Below are 24,116 nucleotides of genomic sequence, written 5' to 3'. Positions count from 1 at the left end.
ATAGTTAAGAAATTGTATATAAAAGAATATTTATTTTAATATATAAATGTATATTATTGATAGATATAGAAAATAACGATATACTTATTTCATGAATAGATCAAAAATATAAGTTTTACTTTTTATAAATTATGCTAAAAAAGGTAAGTACATAATAATGTTAAATATTATAAATAAACTTATATGAAAGGATTTTAAATATGAATGTTCCCAATATTATTTCTTTAATAAGATTAATATTAGTTCCAATTATTGTTAGTTTAATGATTATCGGTCCAATAGATAATGATAATTTTTATCATCTTTGAATAACAAGTATTAATATTAATAATTATAGTTTACCAATTAGTTGGTTAATAGCAGCAATTTTATTTATTATTGCTGCCATTAGTGATTTTATTGATGGATGATGAGCAAGAAAATTTAATCAGGTAACAACTTTTGGTAAATTTTTTGATTCAATTGCAGATAAACTTTTAACTAATGGTGTTTTAATTGTAATGGCATGTGGTACTATAATTCCGGTTTGAATGGTAGTTATTTTGGTATTACGTGATTTTATTATTGATGTAGTTCGTCAAATTTTGGCTACTAAAGGCACAGTAATGGCTGCTGATAAATATGGTAGAATAAAGGCAGCAGTACAAATGTTAGGAATTACAATTTTATTTTTTATTAATTGACGATTTTTAAAGGGTAGTGTTAATGGTCATAGTAATAATGATCAATATGGCTTAATTAATCAATTAGTAATGATACCAATGTACGTTGCTACAATATTAAGTATTTTTAGCGCTTATAATTATATTAGTTCAAATAGTAAAAAAATGCTTAATATCTAAAAATAAAAGGAGTATTAATATAAATGATAAATAAAGTAATTGTTTTGAATCAGTGAGCAGTAGTTACAGGAGCGTCTAAAGGATTGGGATATTATTACTGTCAAGCATTATTAGCACAAGGTTATCACGTATTAGGGGTATCACGTGATAGTAAAAAAATATTAGAATTAGCAGATAAGTATCCACACTTACAAGTTAAAAATTATGATTTAGATTTATCTGATTTAAAAAATATTTATAAATTATTTGAGTTATCAAAAGAATTAAATGTAACAGTAGTTATTAATAATGCTGGTTATGGTGTTTGAGGAACATTTGCAGATAGTATGTTAGAACAAGAATTAAATATGATTAATTTAAATATTTCTTGTTTACATATTTTAACAAAGTTATTTGTTCAACGTTTTAGTAAAAATAATTATGGTCGTGTTATTAATATTGGAAGTATGGCAGCTTTTAGTCCAGGGCCTGTTTTTGCTAGTTATTATGCTTCTAAATCATATGTTTGAAGTTTAGGTGTTGCAGTTAATTATGAATTAAAAAGAGCAAAAAGTAAAGTAAGAGTAATTACAATTTGTCCAGGTCCATTAAAAACTGAATTTTGAAATCGTAGTAGTAATGGTAAAGGAAATAAAGAACATTATAGTTCATTATTACCAGTTTTAGATACTGAAACTTATGCTAAAAAGTCTTTACAAACAGCCTTAAAAACAAAAAGAAAAAGTTTTATTATTACAGGAATTTCTAATAAAATTACAAGAACTATTATTAGAATATTACCTTTAAAAACAGTACTTAAATTAGTATATAATTATCAAAAAAATCGCTAATAATGAATTTCATTTTTTATTTTAATCGTAAAAATTATTAAAAAACATTTATTTATGCTGAGTTATACTTGTAAGTGCAAGTAAATAAAATTGCAAAAAATTCTCATATAAAAATTTCATAATGCTAAATTTAGTTTAGAAAAAAGTAAGGAGTTTTTATATGAGTTATAAACATCTTGGCATAGATGAAAGGATTTATATTGAGAATCAATTGAAATTTAAATTTAAAATTAGTGAAATAGCTAAAAATCTTAATCGAAGTATTAGTACTATTATTCGAGAAATTAATAGAAATAAAGATAATAATCATTATTTTTCATTAATTGCACAAAATAAAGCTGAAAATCGAAAACAATCACATATTAGTTTTCATAAGTTTAAAAATAAGAATTTAGTAAAATATGTACAACAAAAATTACTATTAGGTTGATCACCTGAACAAATTTATGGCAGAATTAAAAATTTTCATAAAGAGTGAGTTATTAGTTTTAAAACAATTTATACTTGAATTTATTTTGGAATGCTTGATAAAGTTACTAGTAAAAATTTAAGAAGAAAAGGTAAAAAACGAAAATCTAAAGAAAATCGTGGCAAGTTTAATGGTAAATCAATTAAAGAACGAGATATAAATGTTAATGATCGTATAACACTTGGTCATTGAGAAGGAGATACTATAGTATCATCACGAGGTAAAAGCAAATCATGTTTAATAACTTTAGTTGAAAGAGTATCACGATTTACTTTAGCAATATTAGTTAAAAACAGAACTACTAAAGTTATTAATAAAAATGTTAGTTATTATTTATCAATTCTTCCTAAAAACATTGTTAAAACTATTACTTTTGATCGTGGCAAAGAATTTTCAAATTGACAACAACTTGAAAAAAATTTAGATATAAAAATTTATTTTGCCAATCCATATTCACCTTGACAAAGAGGTACTAATGAAAATACTAATGGTTTAATTAGAGAAAAATTTCCTAAAAAATTTATTTTTTCAAAAACTAATAAAAATGAAGTTCATAAATTTATATTGTCTTTAAACCAAAGACCAAGAAAAATACTAAATTATCTTTCACCAATCGAATATTTGGATAGAAAAATAATTTAGTTGCACTTACCTTTACAATTTAGCTTATTATAAATATTTTTTATTGTTTTTTTTAAAAGAAAGGTTTATGATGTATCCAACTTCTTAAGATTTTAAGAAGTTATTAAAAAAGAGGTGTTATTTATGAAAAAATATTTATCAATGTTAACAACAGCAGCATTATCAGCAGCATCAATATTTTCAACTTCTTCGATATTAAATTCATATATAAAAAATTCCAATTTAATAAATGTTGATAATTTACATGATGTAATACAACAAATTGATATTGTTGAATACCCTATTTTTGCTGATAATGGAGAAACTACAACTAAAACTTTTGAAAAAAATGTTATTGTTCTTTTTAGTGATCCTTCAAAATTAAAATATATAGAATTAACTGATATAAAAAGTCATGTCGATTTTCATATAAATGGAAAAGATTATTATTATAATGATCAAAGTAAGAATTCAGTTATTGTATCTAGTGATACAAAGTTTATTGATAATAGTATTTCACATGAAGGAAATATGAATAAAGTTCAACAAACAGTTAGTTACGATTATGATTGAAATCAAAAAGCATTTATTTTTAAATTTGTTAGTGTTGAAACAGTTACAGCAAATAATGAAAAAGATACTCAGTTTGTAAGAGGTTATTTTACTACTAGTTTAAAGTTAAATTTGCATGAATTTTAATTTATAGTTTAAAATATTATTTTTTTAACTTAATTAGAGAAATTATATTATAAAAGTAGTACTTAAGTATTACTTTTATTTATTTTTTTGTTTTTTAAAATAAAATAAATAATATTTAGAATATAAAATTAATTAAAAGTATTAATAATAAATTTATAGTGGTAATTAATCAAAATATATTATATACAGTATGAGATTCTATTGTAATTTGGTTTAAATTTGTTATTATATATTTGTCCTAAAACTTTAGGACAAAACATCAGTTTAATTAATTTAAAATTGTAAATTTGGCTTTATGCCCTTATATGAGTAATTTTCATGTAAGGGTTTTGTATTTTAATTTATTGATATGAGTCTTTAATTTAGTTTAAAAACTCAATTTAATATCTATTCCAATTTCATAAATTAATATTCCACTTACCCTTAAACCAAAATTTATACAGACTAATAATTAAAAACATTTTAAAATTTATATCATTATAATTTAAAAGTATTAAGTTTAAGGTCAAATTTACTCTTTTATGGTAATTAAGTTTGTTTATAGTAAAAGTATTATTAAAACTTTAGAAAATGAGGTTTATTAAATGCATAATATTATAAATTGTGGCATTTATTTTGCTAATGTGCCATTAACAAAAACAACTAACGAAACTAGATGTGAAAATATAAATTGTAATTATCAATATTGTAATGGTTGCAAACTTGAAACAGTTATCATTTGAACACAAACTCCTGATCAAAAATGTTTAATAATTCCTATTATTAGAAATTCAATTGAGCAACATGAGCAAAGCCTAGGCTTATTAGGCGATAACTTATCTATTATTAAATTGAAAAAATCTAATAATAATTCTATTTTAAGTTTTCGCGAGGAAGATATTAGTTATGCTGATCTTAATCGTGCAATTTGAATTAAAAACTTTAGAATTGGTGATGAATACTTAATCAATGGAGAACTTCGTGTCTTAAATGAAACTGAAATTCATGATTTATCTTTTAGAGTAAAAACATTACCAATATCAAGTATTAATACAATTGCCAATATTGGTATTAATAAAAATTTAAATTTAAATAATAAAATTGTAAGTTATAGTGACAATACTTTGAAAGAATAATTTCTTAAAACAATTAAAAATATAAAAATTCTTAATATTAAATTTCTCTCTCTTTTAAAATTAAAAAATAATAAAGAATTGTCTAAAGTATTTTAAAATTCAAAAATTAGATAAATATTCTTTATTTTTTTTATTTTTACATTATTTCATTGGTTGGTCTAATAATAATTTCATTTCAAGTAGCATCAGCAGGTAATTCAATTGCTTGTTTTATTGTTAGTGCTATTCGTTCGGCAGATATGCTATAAGTTTTATAATATTCTTTAAATTCAGAACTAAATTCTTTATCAGTTACTCTATTCAATAATTCAGTATTGATTGCTCCAGGTGAAATTACTGTAATTCTAATATTAGTTTTATCCTTTGCTACTTCTTCTCTTAATGATTCACTAATTGCTCTAACTGCTCATTTTGTTGCTGAGTAAACTGCTTTCACCAGCATGAGCAAAATGACCAGCAATTGATGAAATATTAATGATATGACCTGAATTTTGTTGATACATTAATGGTAATGATGCAGCAATACCATAAAGTGTTCCTTTAATATTGACATCAATTGTTTCATCTCAGTCTTTAATGTTTTTTTGTTTTAAAGATGTTAGTATCATAATTCCTGCATTATTAATTCAAACATCAATTTTATTAAATGTTTTAATTGCAAATTGTGCTAGTTTTTCTACCTCATGATGTTTGGTGACATCAGTTACTAAATAATTTGCTTCACCATTTTTATTTTTAATACTAGTAACTAATGCCTTAAGTTTTTCTTCTCTTCTTGCAGCTAAAATTAATTTATGACCGGCGCTTGCTAATAACTTAGCTGTTTCCATACCAATACCACTAGAAGCCCCTGTGATTACGATAACTTTTGATTTCATGCGTATTCACCTCTAAACTATTGACCAACAATGATCATTTTTTTATTTTTAATAATTAATGCAATTAAAATTGTTTTTAACAGAAATGTTTAATAAATGTATGTATAATTAATGAATATTAAATTAAAGAAAAAATAATGATTTACAAAACTAAGTAATTGTAAATTCTCTGCTTAAGAAAATAAAGAAGAAACGGGGGTAAAAAATGGTAAATTATAAAAAAATTAATTGATTTATTTTAGCAATTATTATTCTTGGGTTTTTATTTATGATAATTGGATTAAGTTTATTTACTAGCAAAGTGTTAATAGGAAGTCATACAGAATTAGTCACTAATGGTTTTGGATTAATCGCAGGAAAATATAAAGAGTATTCTCATTTAAATGGAATTTTAGATGTATTTAATAATAATTTAAATGATTGATTTAACATTTCAAATGTAAGATGTGGTGTTGTTTTTACAATATTTTTAACTCCTATATTTTTATCTATAAGTATAATTTGTTTTTTATATAATTATTATATTTTTAAATTTCCTAAGAAGTAAAATAACAATAACATTATTTTTGATAAATATTTATTAGAATTTATGTATTTTTATTTAGTTAATTAATGAATCTAATCATTATTATTAAAATCAGCAATTTTGACAGTATATTCAAAAGTTTCACTTGAAGTTACATCAACAATTTTGCCATCAATCATTACCTTTATTGTTATTGGATAATTCATTTTGTAGTTTAAAAATTGATTACCTACTGAAATTGCTTCTATTCTGCATTTTTCTAAATGTTCTTTAAATGAATTTGTTAAATTTGGAATAGTAACATTGTTTAAATCATTAATGAATCATTCTCAGGTTTTATTAATACTGGCTTGATTATAAGCTGCTTGAAACAAATTACGCATATAATCTAATGTTACTTGTTCAGCGATAATGTTATATTTTTTTTCTGTTGTTGTTTTTCTATCCCTTACTGCAAACATTCCACTTGGATAGTCATTATTTTTTAATAAGAATATTCTAGTGAGTGGTGATAAGTCTAAAAGTTGAGTAATATAAATAGTCATACTATTTAAGTTTTCTTTAATTTGATTAACATCATTAAAATCAAAAACAGGTACTTTATATCTTACCGTTTCATAATTATTATTAGTGTTATTTTTATTTTCATTTTTTTCTTCGTTATTGGTTATTTTTGTTTTCATTATAATTTTAATTTTTTCATTGATATTTTTATTGTTCATTAGTACTTTTCCTTTTATTTAATAATATAACCTAGGTTATTTAGTAATACTAAATTGACCTAGGTACTAAGAAAATATAAAAAATATTATATTTTATGAATTACTAAAATTATTTAATTACGCTTTTTTAACTGCTTTAACAGTAAAGTGGAATTTAACTGATGAACTAGCAGTTACTTGTGGCGCATTAGGTACGGTTGCTACAACTTTATAAATGAAATCCATTTTATAATCTAGTTCATCTCCTGAAGCTATATATGCATTTAAACATTTTTTTGTATGTTCTTCAAATTGATTTTCTAAATCGTTAATAGAAACATCTGTTTGACTAGCAATTGATCATCCTCATTGTTGACTTTGTGCTAATATATATGCTTTTGGAGCTGTTTCTTGAAGTCTAGTAAGTAAATATTGTGGTACAATTGGTGTTATACCAGCACTTGTTACTAATACGAATGTTCCATTTGGATATTGTTCATCTTTTAAAAACGCAACTTTTTCTGTAGCTGGTAAAGCTTCTAATATTTGATTAATATATGGAACCATACTGTTTAAGTTAGCTTGCACACTAATAGGATCAACGTTATCTAGTACATTAATATTATTACTATCAGTATTTCCAGTAGTAGTTGTATGTTCAATTTTTAAATGCCCTAAAATAAATGTAGTTTTTTGCATATTTTATTCTCCTTTGTTACTAAAATAAATTATTATTTTTAGTTTTAGTTTATTTTAAGATTAAGATTTACCTAATGTAATATTTTTTTATTTTTAATATCGATAATAGTAAGATATTTATAATAATGTGAAAGTGATATTAGATAAAAATATTTTTTGTAAATCTTAATTTAAGTCTATAATTGAAAAAATGAATATACAATAAAAAAATAATGCCTACATAAAAATATAAATTTTTCTAATATTTTATTTTAATAATGTTTAAAACAAAACTAAGCAAAAACAATTATTTTTTAAAATATTATCAATATTATCAATAGTTAAATTTGTATATTATAATGATTTTATATATTTATGTTATAATCAAGAAAATTATTATTACTATTAAAAATAAATCAGTATTGGAATTTTTTAAATATTAATTTGTGGGTGCTTTAATGACAAGAATGGAAAAGTATAAAAGTTTACGTGAACAAATTACTAAAGAAATTAAAGAAAATAGTAAGCTTTGAGAACAAGAACAAAAAATAGAAAATTATTATCAGCAACTAATAAAAATTGATCAATCATATTTTGAGCCAATTTTTCAAAAATTAAATTCTGATTTAAATTTAGTTAATTTTGAAAATTATTTTATTAAAAATAATGAACAACATTTAGATGATAATGATAAATTAATATTGGAAAATATGTTAGAAAATATTAATAATATTTTAAAAAAATATAGTGAAAATATTGATTTTGAAATAGTTGATGTGCCATTAATAAGTACTAACTTGGAATATCAAACGTTAATTAATAGTATGCATAATAAAATAAATGAATTTCAAAAAGACTTAGAAAGTAAAATTCATGATGTCAAAAATTTTGTTAAAAATTTAGAATTTAAATATAAAAAGTATAAAATAAATAATAGTGATCTTAATAAAGGACTAAAAGAAATTAATCAAGAACATAATAATTTTCAAGATGAATTACAAAAAATTAAAATTAAGCATAATTATAAATGAAGTTTAACAGTATTTAGTATTATCATTATTTGTTTAATTTTAATAGTCGTGTTAGTATTATCATTAATATTATTTATTAAGTAGAGAATGGAGAAAAACAATGTACCCAAAGATTAATATTGCAATAGATGGTCCAGCAGCTAGTGGTAAATCAGCAGCTGCATATTTGTTTTCTAAAAAAATTGATTATCAATTTATGGATACAGGAATTATGTATCGTAGTTTTACTAATCATTGTTTAAAAAATAAAATTGCTTTTGAAAGTGAAGATTTAATACTTGCAGCACTACAACTTTTTGATATAAGATGAGTTAATGGTCATTTTTTATTTAATGATCAACCACCAACAGAAGAAATTTATGATAAAAATGTTACTAGTAAAGTACCAATAATTGCTTCGTTATCTGAAGTTAGAAAAGTTATGGTTGCTAGAATTCAAGAAATGGTTAGAAGTCAAGGCTTTATTGTCGTTGGCAGAGATATTAGTAGTGTTGTTTTACCTGATGCTCAATTAAAGATTTTTTTAACTTCTAGTTTACACGCTCGTAGTGAAAGAAGATATAAACAGTATATTAAAGAGGGTATTAATATTACGCAAGAACAAGTATATAACGATATGGTAATTCGTGATAATGTTGATAAAACTCGTAGCACTGGACAACTAGTAATTGTTGAAGATGCAGTTATTTTAGATAATAGTGATTATAATTTACAAACGACCGTTGATAAATTAAAAATTTTATATGATAATTACTTTAGTCATAAAAAATAATATTTTAAATATAAGGATTTGAATAAAATGAATAAGTTACCAAAAGTAGTAATTGTAGGACGCCCTAATGTTGGTAAATCTTCAATTTTTAATCGTATATTACAAAAAAAAGTAGCAATAATTGAAGATATGCCTGGAGCAACTAGAGATCGAATTTATGGCATTGGTGAATGATTAACACAAAATTTTGTGATTATTGATACGGGTGGTATTACTAAAACGATTACTAATTTTACTCAACAAATCAATCAACAAGTTAATATTGCTTTAGCTGAGGCTGATATTGTTTTATTTGTTTGTTCTTATCAAGAAGGTCTAACTCACGAAGATGAAGATATTGCTAAATTATTATACAGAACTAAGAAACCTGTTATTATTATTGCAAATAAATATGATAATGTTCAAAAAGATAATGATAAAATTTATGATTATTTAAAAGTTGGCTTTGGCGAACCAATTTTAGTATCTGCTAGTCATGGTGTTGGTTTTGGTGATTTATTAGATATGATAATTACTAAGTTACCAAAAGAGGTTCATACAGAAAAAAAAGAACATATTAATTTAGCAATTATTGGTCGTCCCAATGTTGGTAAATCAAGTTTAGTTAATACTATTCTTCAAGAGAATAGAGTTATTGTTTCACCAATAGCAGGAACAACAACTGATGCTATTGATAGTAATTTTGTTTATAATAAAAAACAATATTGTGTTATTGATACTGCGGGAATTCGTAGAAAAGGAAAAATTACTGAAGATTTAGAAAAATATAGTTTAATTAGAACTACTAATGCCATTGAACGTAGTGATATTGTTTTGTTTTTATTAGATGGTAGTGTTGAAATTCAAGAACAAGATTTAACAATAGCAGGAATGGCAAAAAATTTAGATAAGCCAGTTATTATTATTGTTAATAAATGAGATTTAGTTAAAAAAAATGAAAAAACAATGCAAGAGTTTACTAAAAAAATTAAAGAAAAATTTAAATATCTTGAGTATTCTTTTGTTGTATATTTATCTGCTTTAGAAAATACTAGAATTCATACTTTATTTGCTACTATTAATGAAGTATTAGTTAATATGAATTTAAGAATTAAAACAAGTATTCTTAATGAAATAATTAATAAAGCTCAATTAATTAATGAGCCGCCTTACTTTAAAGGTGGTAGATTAAAGATATATTACACAACACAGGTTGAAAAAAATCCGCCTACTTTTATTTTAATGGTAAATGCTCCACAACGATGTCATTTTTCTTATGAACGTTTTTTAATTAATCAAATTCGTGAACGATTTGGTTTTCAGGGTGTACCAATTAAATTAAGATTTAGAATGCGTAAGTCATTGTATAATAAACAATAAAAAAGTGTAAAATTTTGTGATTATATTTATTTTAAAGAAAATTATTGTATAATAATATATATTAAGTATCGTTTTTGTTTATGTTTGCTTTTATAATTTTTTATGTTAAGATTTGTTTGTTATTAAAGTATAAAATTTGCTACTTTAAAGTAGTGTTTCATCGGAGTTTTATATATGGATATTCAACAAGATTTTTATGTTAAAAAGATTTTTTATGCTTGTTATGTTAAAAATGTGGTTTTAATTAAGTATCGTTTTTGTTTATGTTTGCTTTTATAATTTTTTATGTTAAGATTTGTTTGTTATTAAAGTATAAAATTTGCTACTTTAAAGTAGTGTTTCATCGGAGTTTTATATATGGATATTCAACAAGATTTTTATGTTAAAAAGATTTTTTATGCTTGTTATGTTAAAAATGTGGTTTTACCTATTTCTTTTTTAAATAATATTGGAAATAAAAAAGGTAAATGTTATGTTGGCAATAAACAAAAATTAAGAAATAATACTGTTCGTACTAAAACTAATTTAATTCAAAAAGCATTGCATAATTTTTATGATAGTAAAATGTTAAGTTTTGTTACTTTAACTTATAAAGATAATATACAAGATATTAAAAAAGCAAAAAAAGATATTCGTTTATTTTTTCTTAAATTAAAGAAATGATGAAATGACCCTAAACGTTTTGAACATTTAGGTGAATTAAAATATTTTTATGTTTATGAATATCAAGAGCGTGGTGCTATTCATTTTCATATAATTTTTAATAGAAAGATATATAAAAGTATGTTAGCAGAATGATGAACTCATGGTTTTAATGATTTAAAAGTAGTTAAAAAAGGTACAAATGAATTTGTTATTAAATATTTAGGAAAATATGTTACAAAAGCGATAGATGATGTTAAATCTATAAATCAAACAGATGTTGGTGTAAAGGCTTATGCTTTTAGTTGTAATTGTAAAAATCCTATTGTAGTTCGTGGTATTAAGAAATTGACAATTGGAGATATCATTAAAGTAAGTTTTAATGCTACAAATGTATTTTATTTTAAAACTCAAAGAGATAGTAATGGTGATACTGTTATGATTGGTGGTATTATTGAAAGTACTGTTGTAAATGATTATTTTAAAGATTATGAAGATTACGAAAAATATGTATATTTAAGTGCTTTATCACATAAGCATTATTTACGGACTAGTGAAATTGGATATTTAATTCAAAAAGATAAAGATGTTTTGACTTGGGTTGATAAAGTTTTTGGTAATAAAGTTGAAAAAATAGATTTTAGGAAAAAAGTTTTACATTAGAAAAAAAACTATTTTTTTCTATATTTTTACTTGTATATATATATATATATATATATAATGTTTAATGTCAAAGTAATTTAAAGTCACCGATGAAGATTTTATTTTACTTTGATGTTTTTTTGTTTTTACTTGAAATATATATAAATATCTGTATATTTATAAATAAGATGGTTTACCCACATCTTAATCTGACTTTATTAGTCGTTTCATCGGAGGTTAAGTATTTTTTTATGTTTAAAGTACAGTTAGTTAATATTGAAAAAGGGCGTATTATTCCCGATAAAAATAATAAAGGTCAAACATTGAAGTTTGATGTTTTGAAGTTTGTAGAAATAAATAAGCAAACAAGCGTGCCAACTGGTCAAACACGTGATAAATGATATAATCCGGAATTTGCTAGTGATTTTAATAATTGTTTATCTACTGTTGATTTGAAAGTTGGTAATTTTTATTCACTTGAACTTGATTTAAGCGGTAATATTAAAAAACTTTCTAATTGAAAATAGTTATTTATTGAAAGGGTAATTTTAAATAATTATTAATATGTTAGGAGTTAATTAAATTATGGCTAAAAATGATAATTGTTCATGTGAGCAAACATTTCATTTAGCAATTTATATGTGTAAACTTTGTGACCAAGTTATTTGTCCTAAAAAAGTTTTACAAAACTTATATACTAAAAAATATTATTGTCCAAATTGTATATTAAATATTGCTTTAAATAAGGCAATGAGACAGCAAGAAAGTAAGTTAAATTATGAGACATAAATGTAACGATTGGACTTATGAACGAGTATACGGTTGTGAAATGTGTTACAGAGTTGCTAATGAAATGGAACGAATAAGAAAAGAGAATAAAAGAAATAAGTAAAAATTAAATAAGCTCCTTATTAGTATATAAAGTAAGGAGTTTTATTTATGCCTAATGAGTTAGAACAAACTAGTAATTATACTTTAACTAAAATATTAAGAACTGGATTAAGTCCATTAAGTGCTATGGTAGGAGTTAGTGCTTATTATGGTCAATATTTAAAAGACCCAATTTTAGGTTCTATTAATTCTTTGTTATTTAGTAAAAAGTTAGGAATTGATATTTGGAATATTAATCAAAGACCTACTACTAAAAATAAAGTGATTAATAGTTATAAAAAAATATTTTTAGGTTTAGGAACAATTGGTTTAATTAATTTTGCTAAATTTGTTCAGTATGTAGATAAGTCAGTTTTTTTATTAAGAGATGAACCTTGTTTTTGACCACCTTGCCCTACTGAACCACCTAAACCAACGTATCCACCATTTACAACTGTTAAACCAATAATTGATGTTCTTTTTGTAGATTGAGATACTTATATATCTTTAAATAGTTTTGGTATAGCGAATGTTATTAGTGGTTTAACTGAGTTAATACCTAATAGATTTGAAGCAATTAGAAAAATAGCGAATATGGCTACTGGTGGATGTTTGATTAGTAGTGGTGTTGCTATGGGTATAAATAATGATTTTAGTAATTATTTTGCTATTCCTACGATTATTGCTGGAGCAAGTGAGATTATAAATACTTTATTGTTGCCATTGGGAAATACACATAATAATACAGAGTTACAAGAAGTATTTACTGATGAAAGAGCAAGATTAATTAATGGTAGTGTTAATGATTATCAAAGTACAGATGACGGTATGGTTGATATTGATTTAAATGATGATAGTATGTCTGAGATTAATTTAGATAGAGCAAGTTTAAATTGGGATTATTCTTATGCTTATACATTAGGTGGTGTTTAAAATGAAAAAAGATAAATGAAAAAATATGCCAAGACAAAAGTTGCATAAGAAAAAGGCAAAAAGAAATTTTGACCAAAGATTAAGTGAAAATATGAATTATGATGATTTTTATTAGGGGGTAAAAAATAATGGAAAATAAAGAAATTAAAAAAAGTGGTATGACACTCCTAAATTTCATGTTTTTTGTTTTATTGTTGGTTTCTTTTCTATGGTTTGAACTGTTGCTGAAATACATAATATTATAAATGGTAGTTTTGACTTTTTTATTGGTTTAGATTTGGGGATTAATATTTTACTTTTTGTTTTAGTAATTGTTTATGAATTATTTAGTTTAATTGATTTTTTTAAAAAAAGAAAAAAAGGAAGTGATAAATAATGGATATGAAAGAAATTATAAAATATGTGTTATATATTGGTGGTTTTTGTTTAATTCTTTGATTTTGTAGAAATTGAATACGTGAAGGTATAGAAAAATATAAACATAGAAAACATGTAAAGGAGAATGATAGTGAGCCTGATTGTATTTTTTGTCGTAAAGATTTTGAAAAGAAGAAACGTAAATTAGAAATGGAAAAACAACAAAAAGAATTAGAGAAAGGAGGTGATTAATATGCCTGCTGGATTATCAGCATTATTAAATATGATTGGTGGTGTTGGCCAACAATTATTAAATGCTTTTACTTATATTTTTGGTTGAGTATTTACTACTGGCGATGGTGGAACACTTACAAATTGACCAGTGTTAATTTCAATTGTATTTATGGTATTAGTGTTTATCAAACAATTTGTGGGACATATTATTCATGGAACACATTAATAATTAGAAAGGAATTAAGCAAATGGTAAAGTTATTTTTTAGTTTGGTTTTTGTTTTACCTTTATTAGGTAAACTTTTACTGGTTGTTAATGCTTTGGTACAAACTATTTATATGCAGTATTTAAGTTCTTTTGCTGGGCTACATACTGTGACACTTTTTATTAAGTCGTTTTTTTTATGATAGTTTATACACTTTACCTTTGCCTATTCTTGCTTTAATAAATGTTAGTTTTGTATTTTATTTAATTTTGGGATTATTTAGATTTACAAGACATTAGGATGTGAAATTATGTTTATACCTTTTATTACAACTGTTATGCAATTATTTGCTTCAATTTTTATGAAGTTTTTTAGTTTTCCACTTGGTGATTTAGGTTTTAATTTGGGTACATTAATGATATTTTTAATTTTGCTTAGATTTGCATTTAGGGTTATTTTACCCGAATTAATGTTACCAACATTAGGTTTAGGATATGCTGTTAAGTTCATTGGTAAAAGTTCTGTTTCTTTGGGTGTTGGTACTGGTCAACAAATTGCTAAGAGTTATCAAAGACGCGTTGAAAAAGTAAAAACAAGAAATAAACAACAAGGTAAGTTTAAAGGTGGTGCTGGTGGTAATAAGTTTACTGGTAGTTCAACTCGTGACTTTGGTATTGGTGATTAATTATGTCTAATTTTGTTCTTAGTATATTGCATTTTATTTTTATATTTTCTAGTAATGATATTAGTATATTTTTAAATCAAACTAATATTACTGATGAAGTTTATATTTTGTTTAATTTGACTTTTTGGTTAGTATTAGGTGTATTTTTTAATTTTATTTATCGTAGTATTAAATTTATTTTTAGGTCATTATTTGGGTAGGTGTTAGTTATGAGTGTTTTAGAAATTTACAATAAAATACATCAATGTATTGTTGATTATTGAACTATGTTTATAGGTAATCCAGTTGATGATTTTACTACTATTTTATGAAATTTAGTAGTTTATGGAACACAGTTTTTTATTGGATTTGTTTTATTTTATGGTTCATGGTGAATTTTAAAATCTTTATTTGGTAAACAATTATGTGATTTAAGTTTGCTAAATTATTTTTTGTTGTAAATACTTCTGTTCAAGCACCGACTAGTTTAATTGCTTCAAATGACCCTAATGTTGTTAATTATGATATTATAAAAGAAATGGTTAAACATGTTAAATATCATGATTTTGATGATTGAGCAACAATTCCATGAAATTCTGCTTATTTTGATGTTGACCAACCGGATTTAAAATTAGTAAGTGGTGAGTTTATAGGTAATAATGAAGGTTTATATACGTGTTATTATTATAGTGATACAGTTGGTGTTCCGTCTCACAAATGATAGATATGGGAACTGGCGTTTATACTTTTAATAGAAAACAATTAGATGAATTTTCACGTATTATGTTTAATCATAATTATGTTGCAAAGAATAATACTAATAATTTAAATTTTGTTAATACTGGTAAAAGTATTATAAATTTTCAAACACAGTTAAATTTTGAAATTGATAAACCTTTAAGTTTTTATATTCAAGGTTTTATGTTTTATTTTGAATATGAATATTTTAAAACTTTTACTGCTAATTTTGTTTTTAGTTTTTTAGATAATGTTGGTGATACAAAATATGTTTTTAAAGGTAAAGTTGATAATGATATTTATCAGCAAGATTTATATAATTTTGTTACTATGCCTATTCGTGTTCCAAATTTAAGACATTTAACAGTATTTTTTGATGTTCATGGTGAATCAACTAGACCAACTTTTTCACCACAATTAAATTTTGATCAAATTAATATTTTTTCAAGTGAGAAAGTTACGCCAGTACCACCAAATAGTCCTTTTAACCCTGAGTATGAACGTGTTAGTTGATATGATGTTTTTGGTCATTTGCGTAATGCTTTTAGGTGAGTACTATATGGTGTTGTTGGTAAAGTTTTACCAGTTGAACCATTAAGAGAATTTTTTACTAAACTTGACGGATTATTGAGACGTATTTTTGATGATACTATTAGTTCTGTTTTAAATGTTGATTTTACTAGTGGTTTAGAACAAGTTTTAACTTTATGAGTATTTTTAAAAGCTGTTGGATTTTTAGTTGGTTAGGAGTTGAAATAATGCCTTGATATGGTTATTTACTTTTAGGAGTTATATTATTAATAATACTTTATCCATTTTTAATAACTAGAAAAAATATAAAGATATTACAACGTGTAGGTAGTTATATTATTTCAGCACCACCACGTACTGGTAAATCTGCCCTTGCTTGTTGTTTAGCACAAAAACATAAAGGTAGGGTAGTAAGTCCTATTCCTATTAAAGTACGTAATGAATATAGTTATCGTTGTTCTTATGATGATGTTTTTAAATTTAATCAATTAAATAGTAATTATGCTTTTAAAGAGAATGATATGCTTGTTTTTGATGAACTAGGTTTAAAAATTAATAGTAATGATTTATCAGCCGAATTTAAAGAAACACAAGAAAGTTTAGGAATGTTTTGTAAATTAATAGGTCATAATTTTAATGGAATTATGTATATGATTGAACAATACCCCGATAGAATACCAAAACAAGCACGTGAAAAAGTGGAATATATTGTGCAAGTTAAAAGAATGCGTATTTTGTTATTTTTAGTTAAGTTTAAACTAAATATTTATACTAATGTTGATGATTATAATAAAGTTGTATTATCTAAAAGACAAACAAAGCGAATAATTAAACGTGGTGGATTACCACCTAGTTATAGTGGTGAAACTATGACTTTTAGTTTATGATTTCCTAGGTCTTATTTACAAAGATATAATAGTCGTGCTTTAAATTATATTCATTCGTTAAAGAGTGAATTAAGTACTGTTAAAGACTATGAACAATCACAAGCATTAGATTTTACTGTTGATGATATTAGAGCAGTAGGATTAGATAAGTTAGATAATATATTACAAACTGAAAAGAAAGAAACTGAAAATACTGTATGCCGTACTTGTTATTATAGAAATAAATATTCTAAGAAAAATAAGAAAGATGTTAAAATAGAGTAAACCTATATTTATTGGTTGAAGCTAACCAGAACCTTGGTTGGTTGGCCGTGGCGTTTACGCCACTGGGGTAAGTTGCGAAGCAACTAGGGGCAAAGCCCCTATATACTTGTTAAGATAAAAAACTAATGATTAGAAAGTGTAAATGATTATGCTAAATTTTTTAACATTAGAATCGCACAATAAAAGTTTATCAACATCGGCAATGTGAATAATGTTTATCATTGGTTTGATTTGTGTTGGTATTATTTTTCTTGTGTTTTTTTTATTTAAAAGAAAATTACGTAAAGAAAGGAGCCTGATTAACGAGCAATTTTTATTTAAACCAAAAAAAGTTACATATCAAGTTTTTTATTTTTGAAATAAAGCTCTTTATATATTTTTAATGTTTTGTGCAACAGTTGGTGCCATTGTGCTATTATCAGTTTCAATAAGTTCAATGTTTTAATTTTGAAAAATTAAGAAAAAGTTTTAGGAAGGGGTTAAAATATGGGTTTAGTTTTCTGAAAAAAACATAAAGAAAAAAATCAAACAAAAAATAGTAATATTGAATTAAAAACCTCAAAAGAAAAAAGTCCTTGAAATAATGTTTTAAAATTTTTACAAGACTTAGGTAAAGCATTACAGTTTCCAATCGCAGTATTACCATTCGCTGCTATTTTAAACAGATTTGGAGCATTAGGACTTATATTTACTACTACAACTGATGCTGGTGTTATGCATGTTACTAATGAAGTGGGTTATTGAATTTCATATATTATTCAACAACCAGGAAAAATAGTATTTGATAATTTACCATTATTATTTGCTTTGGGTTTAGCATTTGGTTTAGCTAAAGATCATCGTGGTGAAGCTGCATTAGTTGGAGCAGTATTTTATTTAGCAATAGCTGCAATGACGTCAATTGAACACTCATTACCAGAAATGTTATATAAAAATGTTTTAACTTTTACATCAAGTAAAGGTGAAAAATTTTCGTCATTATTTTATGTAGAAGAATTTGGAACAGATGGTAAAACTATTATCGGCAGTATTTATGTATTAAACATTGGTGTTTTTGGTGGAATTGTAGCGGGGTGTTTATCTGCAGTTTTATATAATAAATATAAAGAAATCAAACTTCCTCAAGCGTTATCATTCTTTGGTGGTAGAAGATTTGCACCAATGGTGGCTTTAGCAATAACTATTCCCACTGCTTTGGTATTTGCTATTGTTTGACCATGAATTCAATTAGTATTAATGAAATTTGGTCAATTAGTTGCTAATCCAAATAATCCAGCAGTTGCTATTCCAGGAACAGCTGTTTATGGAATATTAAATCGTTTATTATTACCTTTTGGATTACATCAAATCTTAAATACTTTTTTTGATTTCAATTACCAATTAATGGTCAGATAATATCTCCAATTACAGGTGCTGCATCTGGAACAAGAGAATGAGTAAATGGAGACATTAATGCTTTTACTAGAGGTATTGAAGGATCTGGATTTTTTCAATCAGGTTTCTTTCCTATTATGATGGGTGGTATTCCCGCTGCTGCCTTAGCTATGATTATGGCAGCTAAAAAAGAAAATAGAAAAATGGTATCAGGATTTTTAGGAGGAGTTGCTTTAGTTTCTTTTATTAGTGGAATCACTGAACCCATTGAATTTTCATTTGTATTTATTGCCCCATTATTATTGGTAATTCATGCCTTATTAACAGGGATATTTATTGCAATAACGACAGCATTGCATATCCAAGTTGGTTTTGGTTTTAGTGCTGGAATTATTGACTATTGCATTTCTTTTGCTCAATCATGAGGATTTACTAATCATGCTACTGGTGCTTATCATATTACTTCAAATCCACTATGAGTATTATTATTAATTGTGGCTGCTGGTGGAGTTTATTTTATTGTATTTTATACATTAATTACTAAAATGAATATTGAAACACCAGGAAGAGAAGAAGATTTTGGTGTTGAAGAAAATAAAGTAACAACAAAATCAGAGTTAACCAATAAAAATCTTAAAAGTGATAAATATACACTAATGGCAATAAAATTAATTGAAGCAATTGGTGCAGATAATTTTGTTGAAATTGATAATTGTGCTACTAGGTTACGTTTGATTGTTAAAGATACATCACGTGTTAATTTGGCAAAAGTTAAGGCCGCAGGAGCATTTGGTACTAAAATTTTGAGTAAAGAAGCTTTGCAAATTGTTATTGGTACCGATGTTGAACATGTAGCCAATGCAATAAAGGCACAGTTACAAAATTCAGCAACTTTGAATATTAAAGCTAAAGTTAATCTATAATTGAAAGTGATTATTACAATATAATATTAAAGCTACTAGAGCTCATATAACTATTTAATAGCTATATGAGTTTTTAATTGATTAAAAAAGATAGGAGTAAAAATAATGTCAGTAGGTAAACATTTAATTACTAACATTTTACAAAAAATAAAATCACAAGTACCAACATTAACTAAAGAAGATATTATTACTGCACTTAATATTATTTATATAACTTGTGTAGAATATAATGCTATTGATAGTTCTATCAGTAATATTGCCAAATATTATCAACAGGAAGATGAAAAATTTGATAGTCAATTGTTTAGAAAAAATTTGCATAGTTCTTTGCAATATATTGATCAAGCCAATTTATACAGTTTGAAAAGTTTGATTTCAATTTTTTTAATAATTAATGTTTTTAATCATCCTTTATTATTTAGTGATTTTAGTGATTTTATTAAAAAAGATATTACTAATATTGAATTTATGAAAACAAAAATAGAAATCCTGAAAAATGATAATATTTTTTTTATTAAAAAAATTAGTTCGTGTAAGGACTTAAATAACCTAAATAAACTAAGAGAGCAATTAAATAATAATTTTGAAATATTAAAACATTTTAAATCAATTTGTGAAAATCATCAATTAGGTGTATTAAATATTTATAACTTTATTGCTAATCAATCAAAATATTTTGTTACTGATGAAGATTGCGATAATAAAATTAGTTTAATAAGCAATGAATATGAAAAAATTAAGGACATAATGTCAAGAGAAAATAAATTTAAGGATATTTTAGTTAAAGATAGTAATTCTGAAATTCCATATAAATTAAATATTGAAGAACTTGATAAAATTTTTAAAAAGGAAATTGTAAATTTATTCGATGAATATGAAAATAAAATTTATGATTTTAAAAATAATAAATCTAAAAAGAATGAATTGAAAATTAAGGGAATTAAATTAAAAATTCAAAATATTTTTGATTTGTCAAAAATTATTTTTGAAATGTTTCAAAAACCAGTTACTTCTCCATTGCCTTTAACGAAAATTGTAAATCAAATTTTTAATGAAAATGATTCAATGCAATATTTAAGCGAGATTGAAAAAAATATTGATAGTAATATTGAAATGATTAAAAAGTTAAAGCAAAAATTGCAAGAAGTTTTAAATGATAATGATGTTTCAAAAAAAGAAACGTTAATGCAAGTAGAAAGTTTTAATAATTCTCATAAAATAGAAACAAAGAAAACAAATGTTAAAAAAAGAAAAAATAAGAAAAAAGACAACAAAAAAAATGAACATTTAAAATTTATTAATACTAATGAAACAGATAATTCAGAATCATCTACAACAAGTAGTTTAACGACTTTACTTGAAAAAGATATTACTAAAATTGATGTTATTTTAGAAGAAAATGACATTAAAGAACAAAGTATAAAACAAGAAAATGATGCAAAAGAAGAAAAAACAGAAATTTTAAGTCAAGATCAAATTTTACAAGCAAAAATTAATGAATTAGAAGCACAATTAAAGCAAACACAAGAAGAATTGGATAAAATAAAAGTTAAATCTGCAGAAGAAACAGCAATATTAGAACAACAATTAATAGCAGAAAAGCAAAAAGTACAACTATTAATTGATGAAACTAAATTTTTAGTTTCTAAAGTTGCTACCTTAGAAAGAGAAAAAACAAAGTTAGAAAAAATTAAGCAACAAAATAGTGTAAAAATAAATCAAATAAGTAATAATTTAGAAAAAGTACAAAAAAAAGTGAGAAATATTCGTGAACAAAAAAATAAAAGTATTGAAAGATTAATAAAAAAAGAGTTCGCGTTAGCTTTAGAAAAAGAAAGATTAGAAAGTAGAAATTATAAAAATAACCAAGCTTTAGAAAAATTAAATCAAGAATTATCAAAAACACAACAAACATTAATAACAGTAGAAGATAAAAATCAAAAATTAGTTATGGAAGTTAATCAATTAAAGGAAGAAAAAATAAAACTAGAAACTATTCAACAAGAAAATGGCATGCAAATAAAAGAGAAAGAAAAAAATATTTCTTTACTAGAAGGTAAATTAACAAAAATTGGTAATCAAGCAACTGAAGAAGTTCAAAAACTACTTAAAGAAAAAAACAATTAGTTTTAGAAAAAGAAAAGTTAGAAACTTTAAATAAAAAAGGTAGTCAGAAGTTGACAACTTTAAATAAAAAAATACAAATGTTATCACAGTACAATCAAAATTTAGTGGCATTTACTGATAGTTATGATATAAAATCTTGTATTCATATTAACCCCCAATTATTGAAAAAAAAATAGTATCAAAAACATTAGTAGTTAGTGAAATGATGGAAGTAGTTGCACCACTATCGGTTTTAGTACCTACAGGTCAACAATTTTCAATTGAGACTGAAAATTGAGAAGACGTTCATATTGCTGATGAATTAACACCAGGATTTTGTTTACAACCAAAATTTTTTACAATGTAATTAGTATTATTATTTCGTATAAATAAGAATCATTAAAATTATGTTATAGTTTATATAGAGGTGACCATATAGTGAACAATGAGGTACTAAAAACAATTTTATTCAAGAAAGAAATAACTATCAAAGATAGAATATTATTTAAAACAATTTTTGAGGTTTTAAGTACTCTTTTTACTAATGAAGATGATGTATCAATATTAAAAAGTGGTTATAAAATAAATGATTATCAACAAGTTTGATTTTTAACGATTACTCCAAATAGCGAAAAAGAAAAAGTAATTAAAACAGGATATGCAAATTTTTTGTCAGAAGATTGAAATGTTATTTATCAATTTAATAGTACTAGTACAAGTGAAAAAAGAAAACAATTGGGTGAAAAATATATTAAAGATAAAGTAGAATTTGTTACTTTTGTAAAAATAAAAGAAAAATCAAAAGGCATTGGTTATCATTTTATAGGTATATTTGTTTTTGATGATTATCGTAATAAAGATTACAAAACAATGGTTTTTAAAAAAGTTAAAGATAGTTATAAATTAAAAACAAAGAGTTAATAAATATTTATTAACTCTTTTTTATTTATAAAGATATATGTTTAGTTTGATTTTCACTTTCTTCTTCAAAAATAGTAATATTATTAATATTAATTTCTTATATCTTTTTTTCAATGGTTTTGAAATAATTTTTCTATTTGAAAAAACTGTTGATGTATTTTTAGTTGGTTGTTCAACAATTATTTTTTTAGTAGTAGATGTAGTAGTTTGATAATTAGTAGTGGGGTAGTACATATAGTTTGAATCCATAGGTTGTAAATATTGATATTCATTATCAAAATTATTACTAAAGAATTTAATACAGCAGTTTCATAACATTTTCTTTTCATCCTTTTTTTTGAATATTTGAACACTATCTAAAACTAAATAATTGCATTATTTAATTTTAATAGTTTATAATTATAATAATAGCAAAGTTTATTTAAAGGTGAATATAATGTTACGTAGTAGTAATATTTTAAAAATTAATAGTATTAATAATTTTGAACAATTATTTATTTTTTTTGGTTTACCAGTTCTTTTTTTACTTTTAATTATGAAATTAACTTTTTTAATTACTATTAATTTTCATAAAAATAGTATTAATAATAAAAAAATATTTAATAAAACAAAAATCATTATTCTTCAATTTAGTTTATGATTTTTAGCACAATTTTGTTTATTTTTATTACCAGTTCAAGAAATGGTAATTAATATTAATTTTTTAGATTTAGAAAGTTTACCAATGCTATCATTGATTTCGATTTTACATTTATTTATTTGCTTTAGTTTTTTAAGCCGTAATAATAATCAGATTATGAAAGTGATGCGTTTTACTATTTTGTCAATTATTATAATTGCCATTATTTTACAATTTAATTTTACTATGATTAAAATATTATTACCATCAATAAATAACTTTGTTTCAATACTAATTTTAGTGTTCTTTTACTATTGATTAGGTTTTTTTTCATGAAAAATGTTTAGTGATAATTTATCTACAATTTTTAATTTAATGAAAAAAATTTGAGTGACATTATTTAGTAATTCTTCATTACCTAATATTATTAATAAACAATTTCCAGTAAAAGCATATACTAAAACTAAAATTATCATTTTAACATGGCAATTTAAAAAACAAATGTTTACTAATTTTGACCACCAAGTTTTTATTACTGATAATAATAAAAAACTTTTAATTGCTATTTTTAAGAAGAATTTAACTTATTTTTTAAGTGCCCAATTAACACTACTTATTACTAAAACTATTCAAGATTTAAAAACTTTAATTAATGGTTGAAAAATGGCTTTAATTCAATAACTTT

General features: G+C 23.7%; 33 protein-coding genes. 28 read left to right on the top strand and 5 right to left on the bottom strand.

The features are described 5' to 3' along the window. Positions 1–200 precede the first annotated feature (200 nt). The 5 genes from pgsA (at position 201) to AACK81_RS05510 (ending at position 4,576) form a co-directional block, all read left to right on the top strand. Positions 201–842 (top strand): CDP-diacylglycerol--glycerol-3-phosphate 3-phosphatidyltransferase, encoded by a 642-nt coding sequence (gene pgsA / locus AACK81_RS05530; RefSeq protein ID WP_338960431.1) that lies wholly within the window; start codon positions 201–203, stop codon positions 840–842. Between the two features lie 23 nt (positions 843–865). Continuing rightward, entirely contained in the window at positions 866–1,672 is an 807-nt protein-coding gene (locus AACK81_RS05525) for an SDR family NAD(P)-dependent oxidoreductase (protein ID WP_252320132.1), read from the top strand. A gap of 160 nt (positions 1,673–1,832) precedes the next feature. Beyond that, positions 1,833–2,783 (top strand): IS30 family transposase, encoded by a 951-nt coding sequence (locus AACK81_RS05520; RefSeq protein WP_338960236.1) that lies wholly within the window; start codon positions 1,833–1,835, stop codon positions 2,781–2,783. A 123-nt stretch (positions 2,784–2,906) separates the two neighbouring features. Further along, the gene (locus AACK81_RS05515) at positions 2,907–3,461 is read left to right on the top strand and encodes a hypothetical protein (RefSeq protein ID WP_338960427.1); all 555 of its coding nucleotides are present in this window, start codon (positions 2,907–2,909) and stop codon (positions 3,459–3,461) included. A gap of 584 nt (positions 3,462–4,045) precedes the next feature. Beyond that, entirely contained in the window at positions 4,046–4,576 is a 531-nt protein-coding gene (locus AACK81_RS05510; protein ID WP_338960425.1) for a hypothetical protein, read from the top strand. 136 nt (positions 4,577–4,712) lie between these two features. On the opposite strand, the gene AACK81_RS05505 is transcribed toward AACK81_RS05510, so the two are convergent. Next, complete coding sequence (locus AACK81_RS05505) at positions 4,713–5,018, bottom strand: SDR family oxidoreductase (RefSeq protein ID WP_338960423.1); 306 nt, start codon at positions 5,016–5,018, stop codon at positions 4,713–4,715. Beyond that, complete coding sequence (locus tag AACK81_RS05500; protein WP_338960421.1) at positions 4,975–5,454, bottom strand: SDR family oxidoreductase; 480 nt, start codon at positions 5,452–5,454, stop codon at positions 4,975–4,977. Before AACK81_RS05500 ends, AACK81_RS05505 begins: the two co-directional genes overlap by 44 nt. A 205-nt stretch (positions 5,455–5,659) precedes the next feature. Between AACK81_RS05500 and AACK81_RS05495 the strand changes: the two genes are divergently transcribed. Beyond that, positions 5,660–6,001, top strand: coding sequence for a hypothetical protein (locus AACK81_RS05495; RefSeq protein WP_338960419.1), 342 nt, complete (start codon positions 5,660–5,662; stop codon positions 5,999–6,001). A 71-nt stretch (positions 6,002–6,072) separates the two neighbouring features. Here AACK81_RS05495 and AACK81_RS05490 read toward each other — a convergent pair whose 3' ends face one another. Beyond that, entirely contained in the window at positions 6,073–6,702 is a 630-nt protein-coding gene (locus AACK81_RS05490; RefSeq protein WP_338960417.1) for a hypothetical protein, read from the bottom strand. 117 nt (positions 6,703–6,819) lie between these two features. After that, a complete protein-coding gene (locus AACK81_RS05485; protein WP_338960415.1) occupies positions 6,820–7,380 on the bottom strand; it encodes a hypothetical protein in 561 nt (186 codons plus the stop codon). Positions 7,381–7,826: 446 nt separating this feature from the next. Here AACK81_RS05485 and AACK81_RS05480 point away from each other — a divergent pair, with 446 nt between their 5' ends. The 21 genes from AACK81_RS05480 to AACK81_RS05380 all read left to right on the top strand — a co-directional run bounded on the left by AACK81_RS05480 (position 7,827) and on the right by AACK81_RS05380 (position 22,812). After that, positions 7,827–8,474 carry a hypothetical protein gene (locus AACK81_RS05480; protein WP_338960413.1) on the top strand — a complete coding sequence of 216 codons (648 nt, stop codon included), beginning with the start codon at positions 7,827–7,829 and terminating at the stop codon, positions 8,472–8,474. 16 nt (positions 8,475–8,490) lie between these two features. Further along, complete coding sequence (cmk, locus tag AACK81_RS05475; protein ID WP_338960411.1) at positions 8,491–9,162, top strand: (d)CMP kinase; 672 nt, start codon at positions 8,491–8,493, stop codon at positions 9,160–9,162. 27 nt (positions 9,163–9,189) lie between these two features. Further along, complete coding sequence (gene der / locus AACK81_RS05470) at positions 9,190–10,521, top strand: ribosome biogenesis GTPase Der (protein ID WP_338960409.1); 1,332 nt, start codon at positions 9,190–9,192, stop codon at positions 10,519–10,521. Between the two features lie 357 nt (positions 10,522–10,878). Further along, entirely contained in the window at positions 10,879–11,826 is a 948-nt protein-coding gene (locus AACK81_RS05465) for a rolling circle replication-associated protein (RefSeq protein ID WP_338960407.1), read from the top strand. Positions 11,827–12,056: 230 nt separating this feature from the next. Further along, positions 12,057–12,332, top strand: a complete 276-nt coding sequence (locus AACK81_RS05460; RefSeq protein WP_281748222.1) for a hypothetical protein — start codon at positions 12,057–12,059, stop codon at positions 12,330–12,332. 58 nt (positions 12,333–12,390) lie between these two features. Continuing rightward, positions 12,391–12,594, top strand: coding sequence for a hypothetical protein (locus tag AACK81_RS05455; protein ID WP_338960402.1), 204 nt, complete (start codon positions 12,391–12,393; stop codon positions 12,592–12,594). A 150-nt stretch (positions 12,595–12,744) separates the two neighbouring features. Beyond that, a complete protein-coding gene (locus AACK81_RS05450; RefSeq protein ID WP_338960400.1) occupies positions 12,745–13,608 on the top strand; it encodes a hypothetical protein in 864 nt (287 codons plus the stop codon). A gap of 208 nt (positions 13,609–13,816) precedes the next feature. Beyond that, positions 13,817–13,984 carry a hypothetical protein gene (locus AACK81_RS05445; RefSeq protein ID WP_338960398.1) on the top strand — a complete coding sequence of 56 codons (168 nt, stop codon included), beginning with the start codon at positions 13,817–13,819 and terminating at the stop codon, positions 13,982–13,984. Continuing rightward, complete coding sequence (locus tag AACK81_RS05440; protein WP_338960396.1) at positions 13,984–14,217, top strand: hypothetical protein; 234 nt, start codon at positions 13,984–13,986, stop codon at positions 14,215–14,217. The genes AACK81_RS05445 and AACK81_RS05440 overlap by 1 nt, the downstream gene beginning before the upstream one ends. 1 nt (position 14,218) lies before the next feature. After that, positions 14,219–14,425 (top strand): hypothetical protein, encoded by a 207-nt coding sequence (locus AACK81_RS05435; RefSeq protein ID WP_174480363.1) that lies wholly within the window; start codon positions 14,219–14,221, stop codon positions 14,423–14,425. Between the two features lie 289 nt (positions 14,426–14,714). After that, positions 14,715–15,089, top strand: coding sequence for a hypothetical protein (locus AACK81_RS05430; protein WP_338960394.1), 375 nt, complete (start codon positions 14,715–14,717; stop codon positions 15,087–15,089). A 2-nt stretch (positions 15,090–15,091) separates the two neighbouring features. Further along, positions 15,092–15,289 carry a hypothetical protein gene (locus tag AACK81_RS05425; protein ID WP_338960392.1) on the top strand — a complete coding sequence of 66 codons (198 nt, stop codon included), beginning with the start codon at positions 15,092–15,094 and terminating at the stop codon, positions 15,287–15,289. A gap of 9 nt (positions 15,290–15,298) precedes the next feature. Then, the gene (locus tag AACK81_RS05420; RefSeq protein ID WP_338960390.1) at positions 15,299–15,529 is read left to right on the top strand and encodes a hypothetical protein; all 231 of its coding nucleotides are present in this window, start codon (positions 15,299–15,301) and stop codon (positions 15,527–15,529) included. Continuing rightward, a complete protein-coding gene (locus AACK81_RS05415) occupies positions 15,493–15,792 on the top strand; it encodes a hypothetical protein (protein ID WP_338960388.1) in 300 nt (99 codons plus the stop codon). The genes AACK81_RS05420 and AACK81_RS05415 overlap by 37 nt, the downstream gene beginning before the upstream one ends. Beyond that, positions 15,786–16,553 carry a hypothetical protein gene (locus tag AACK81_RS05410; RefSeq protein ID WP_338960386.1) on the top strand — a complete coding sequence of 256 codons (768 nt, stop codon included), beginning with the start codon at positions 15,786–15,788 and terminating at the stop codon, positions 16,551–16,553. The genes AACK81_RS05415 and AACK81_RS05410 overlap by 7 nt, the downstream gene beginning before the upstream one ends. Positions 16,554–16,564: 11 nt before the next feature. Next, positions 16,565–17,488, top strand: coding sequence for a hypothetical protein (locus tag AACK81_RS05405; RefSeq protein ID WP_338960384.1), 924 nt, complete (start codon positions 16,565–16,567; stop codon positions 17,486–17,488). Positions 17,489–17,974: 486 nt separating this feature from the next. Next, on the top strand, positions 17,975–18,883 hold the full coding sequence (locus tag AACK81_RS05400) for a PTS transporter subunit EIIC (protein ID WP_338960382.1): 909 nt from the start codon (positions 17,975–17,977) through the stop codon (positions 18,881–18,883). After that, positions 18,790–19,785, top strand: coding sequence for a PTS transporter subunit EIIC (locus AACK81_RS05395; RefSeq protein ID WP_338963047.1), 996 nt, complete (start codon positions 18,790–18,792; stop codon positions 19,783–19,785). The genes AACK81_RS05400 and AACK81_RS05395 overlap by 94 nt, the downstream gene beginning before the upstream one ends. 105 nt (positions 19,786–19,890) lie before the next feature. Then, entirely contained in the window at positions 19,891–21,912 is a 2,022-nt protein-coding gene (locus AACK81_RS05390; RefSeq protein ID WP_338960380.1) for a hypothetical protein, read from the top strand. Positions 21,913–22,114: 202 nt separating this feature from the next. Continuing rightward, positions 22,115–22,258, top strand: a complete 144-nt coding sequence (locus AACK81_RS05385) for a hypothetical protein (RefSeq protein ID WP_338960378.1) — start codon at positions 22,115–22,117, stop codon at positions 22,256–22,258. Between the two features lie 71 nt (positions 22,259–22,329). After that, a complete protein-coding gene (locus AACK81_RS05380) occupies positions 22,330–22,812 on the top strand; it encodes a hypothetical protein (RefSeq protein WP_338960376.1) in 483 nt (160 codons plus the stop codon). 21 nt (positions 22,813–22,833) lie between these two features. Here the strand turns inward: AACK81_RS05380 and AACK81_RS05375 are convergent, their stop codons facing one another. Next, complete coding sequence (locus AACK81_RS05375; protein WP_338960374.1) at positions 22,834–23,130, bottom strand: hypothetical protein; 297 nt, start codon at positions 23,128–23,130, stop codon at positions 22,834–22,836. 118 nt (positions 23,131–23,248) lie between these two features. On the opposite strand from AACK81_RS05375, the gene AACK81_RS05370 reads away from it, so the two are divergent. Further along, entirely contained in the window at positions 23,249–24,112 is an 864-nt protein-coding gene (locus AACK81_RS05370; RefSeq protein WP_338960372.1) for a hypothetical protein, read from the top strand. Positions 24,113–24,116 lie beyond the last annotated feature (4 nt).

Origin of the sequence: Spiroplasma endosymbiont of Lasioglossum villosulum, from assembly GCF_964020195.1 — a bacterium.
GTDB lineage: Bacteria > Bacillota_I > Bacilli_A > Mycoplasmatales > VBWQ01 > Spiroplasma_E > Spiroplasma_E ixodetis_A.
Note: the sequence above shows the minus strand (reverse complement) of the source record. Positions and strands in the feature narration are given on the sequence as shown.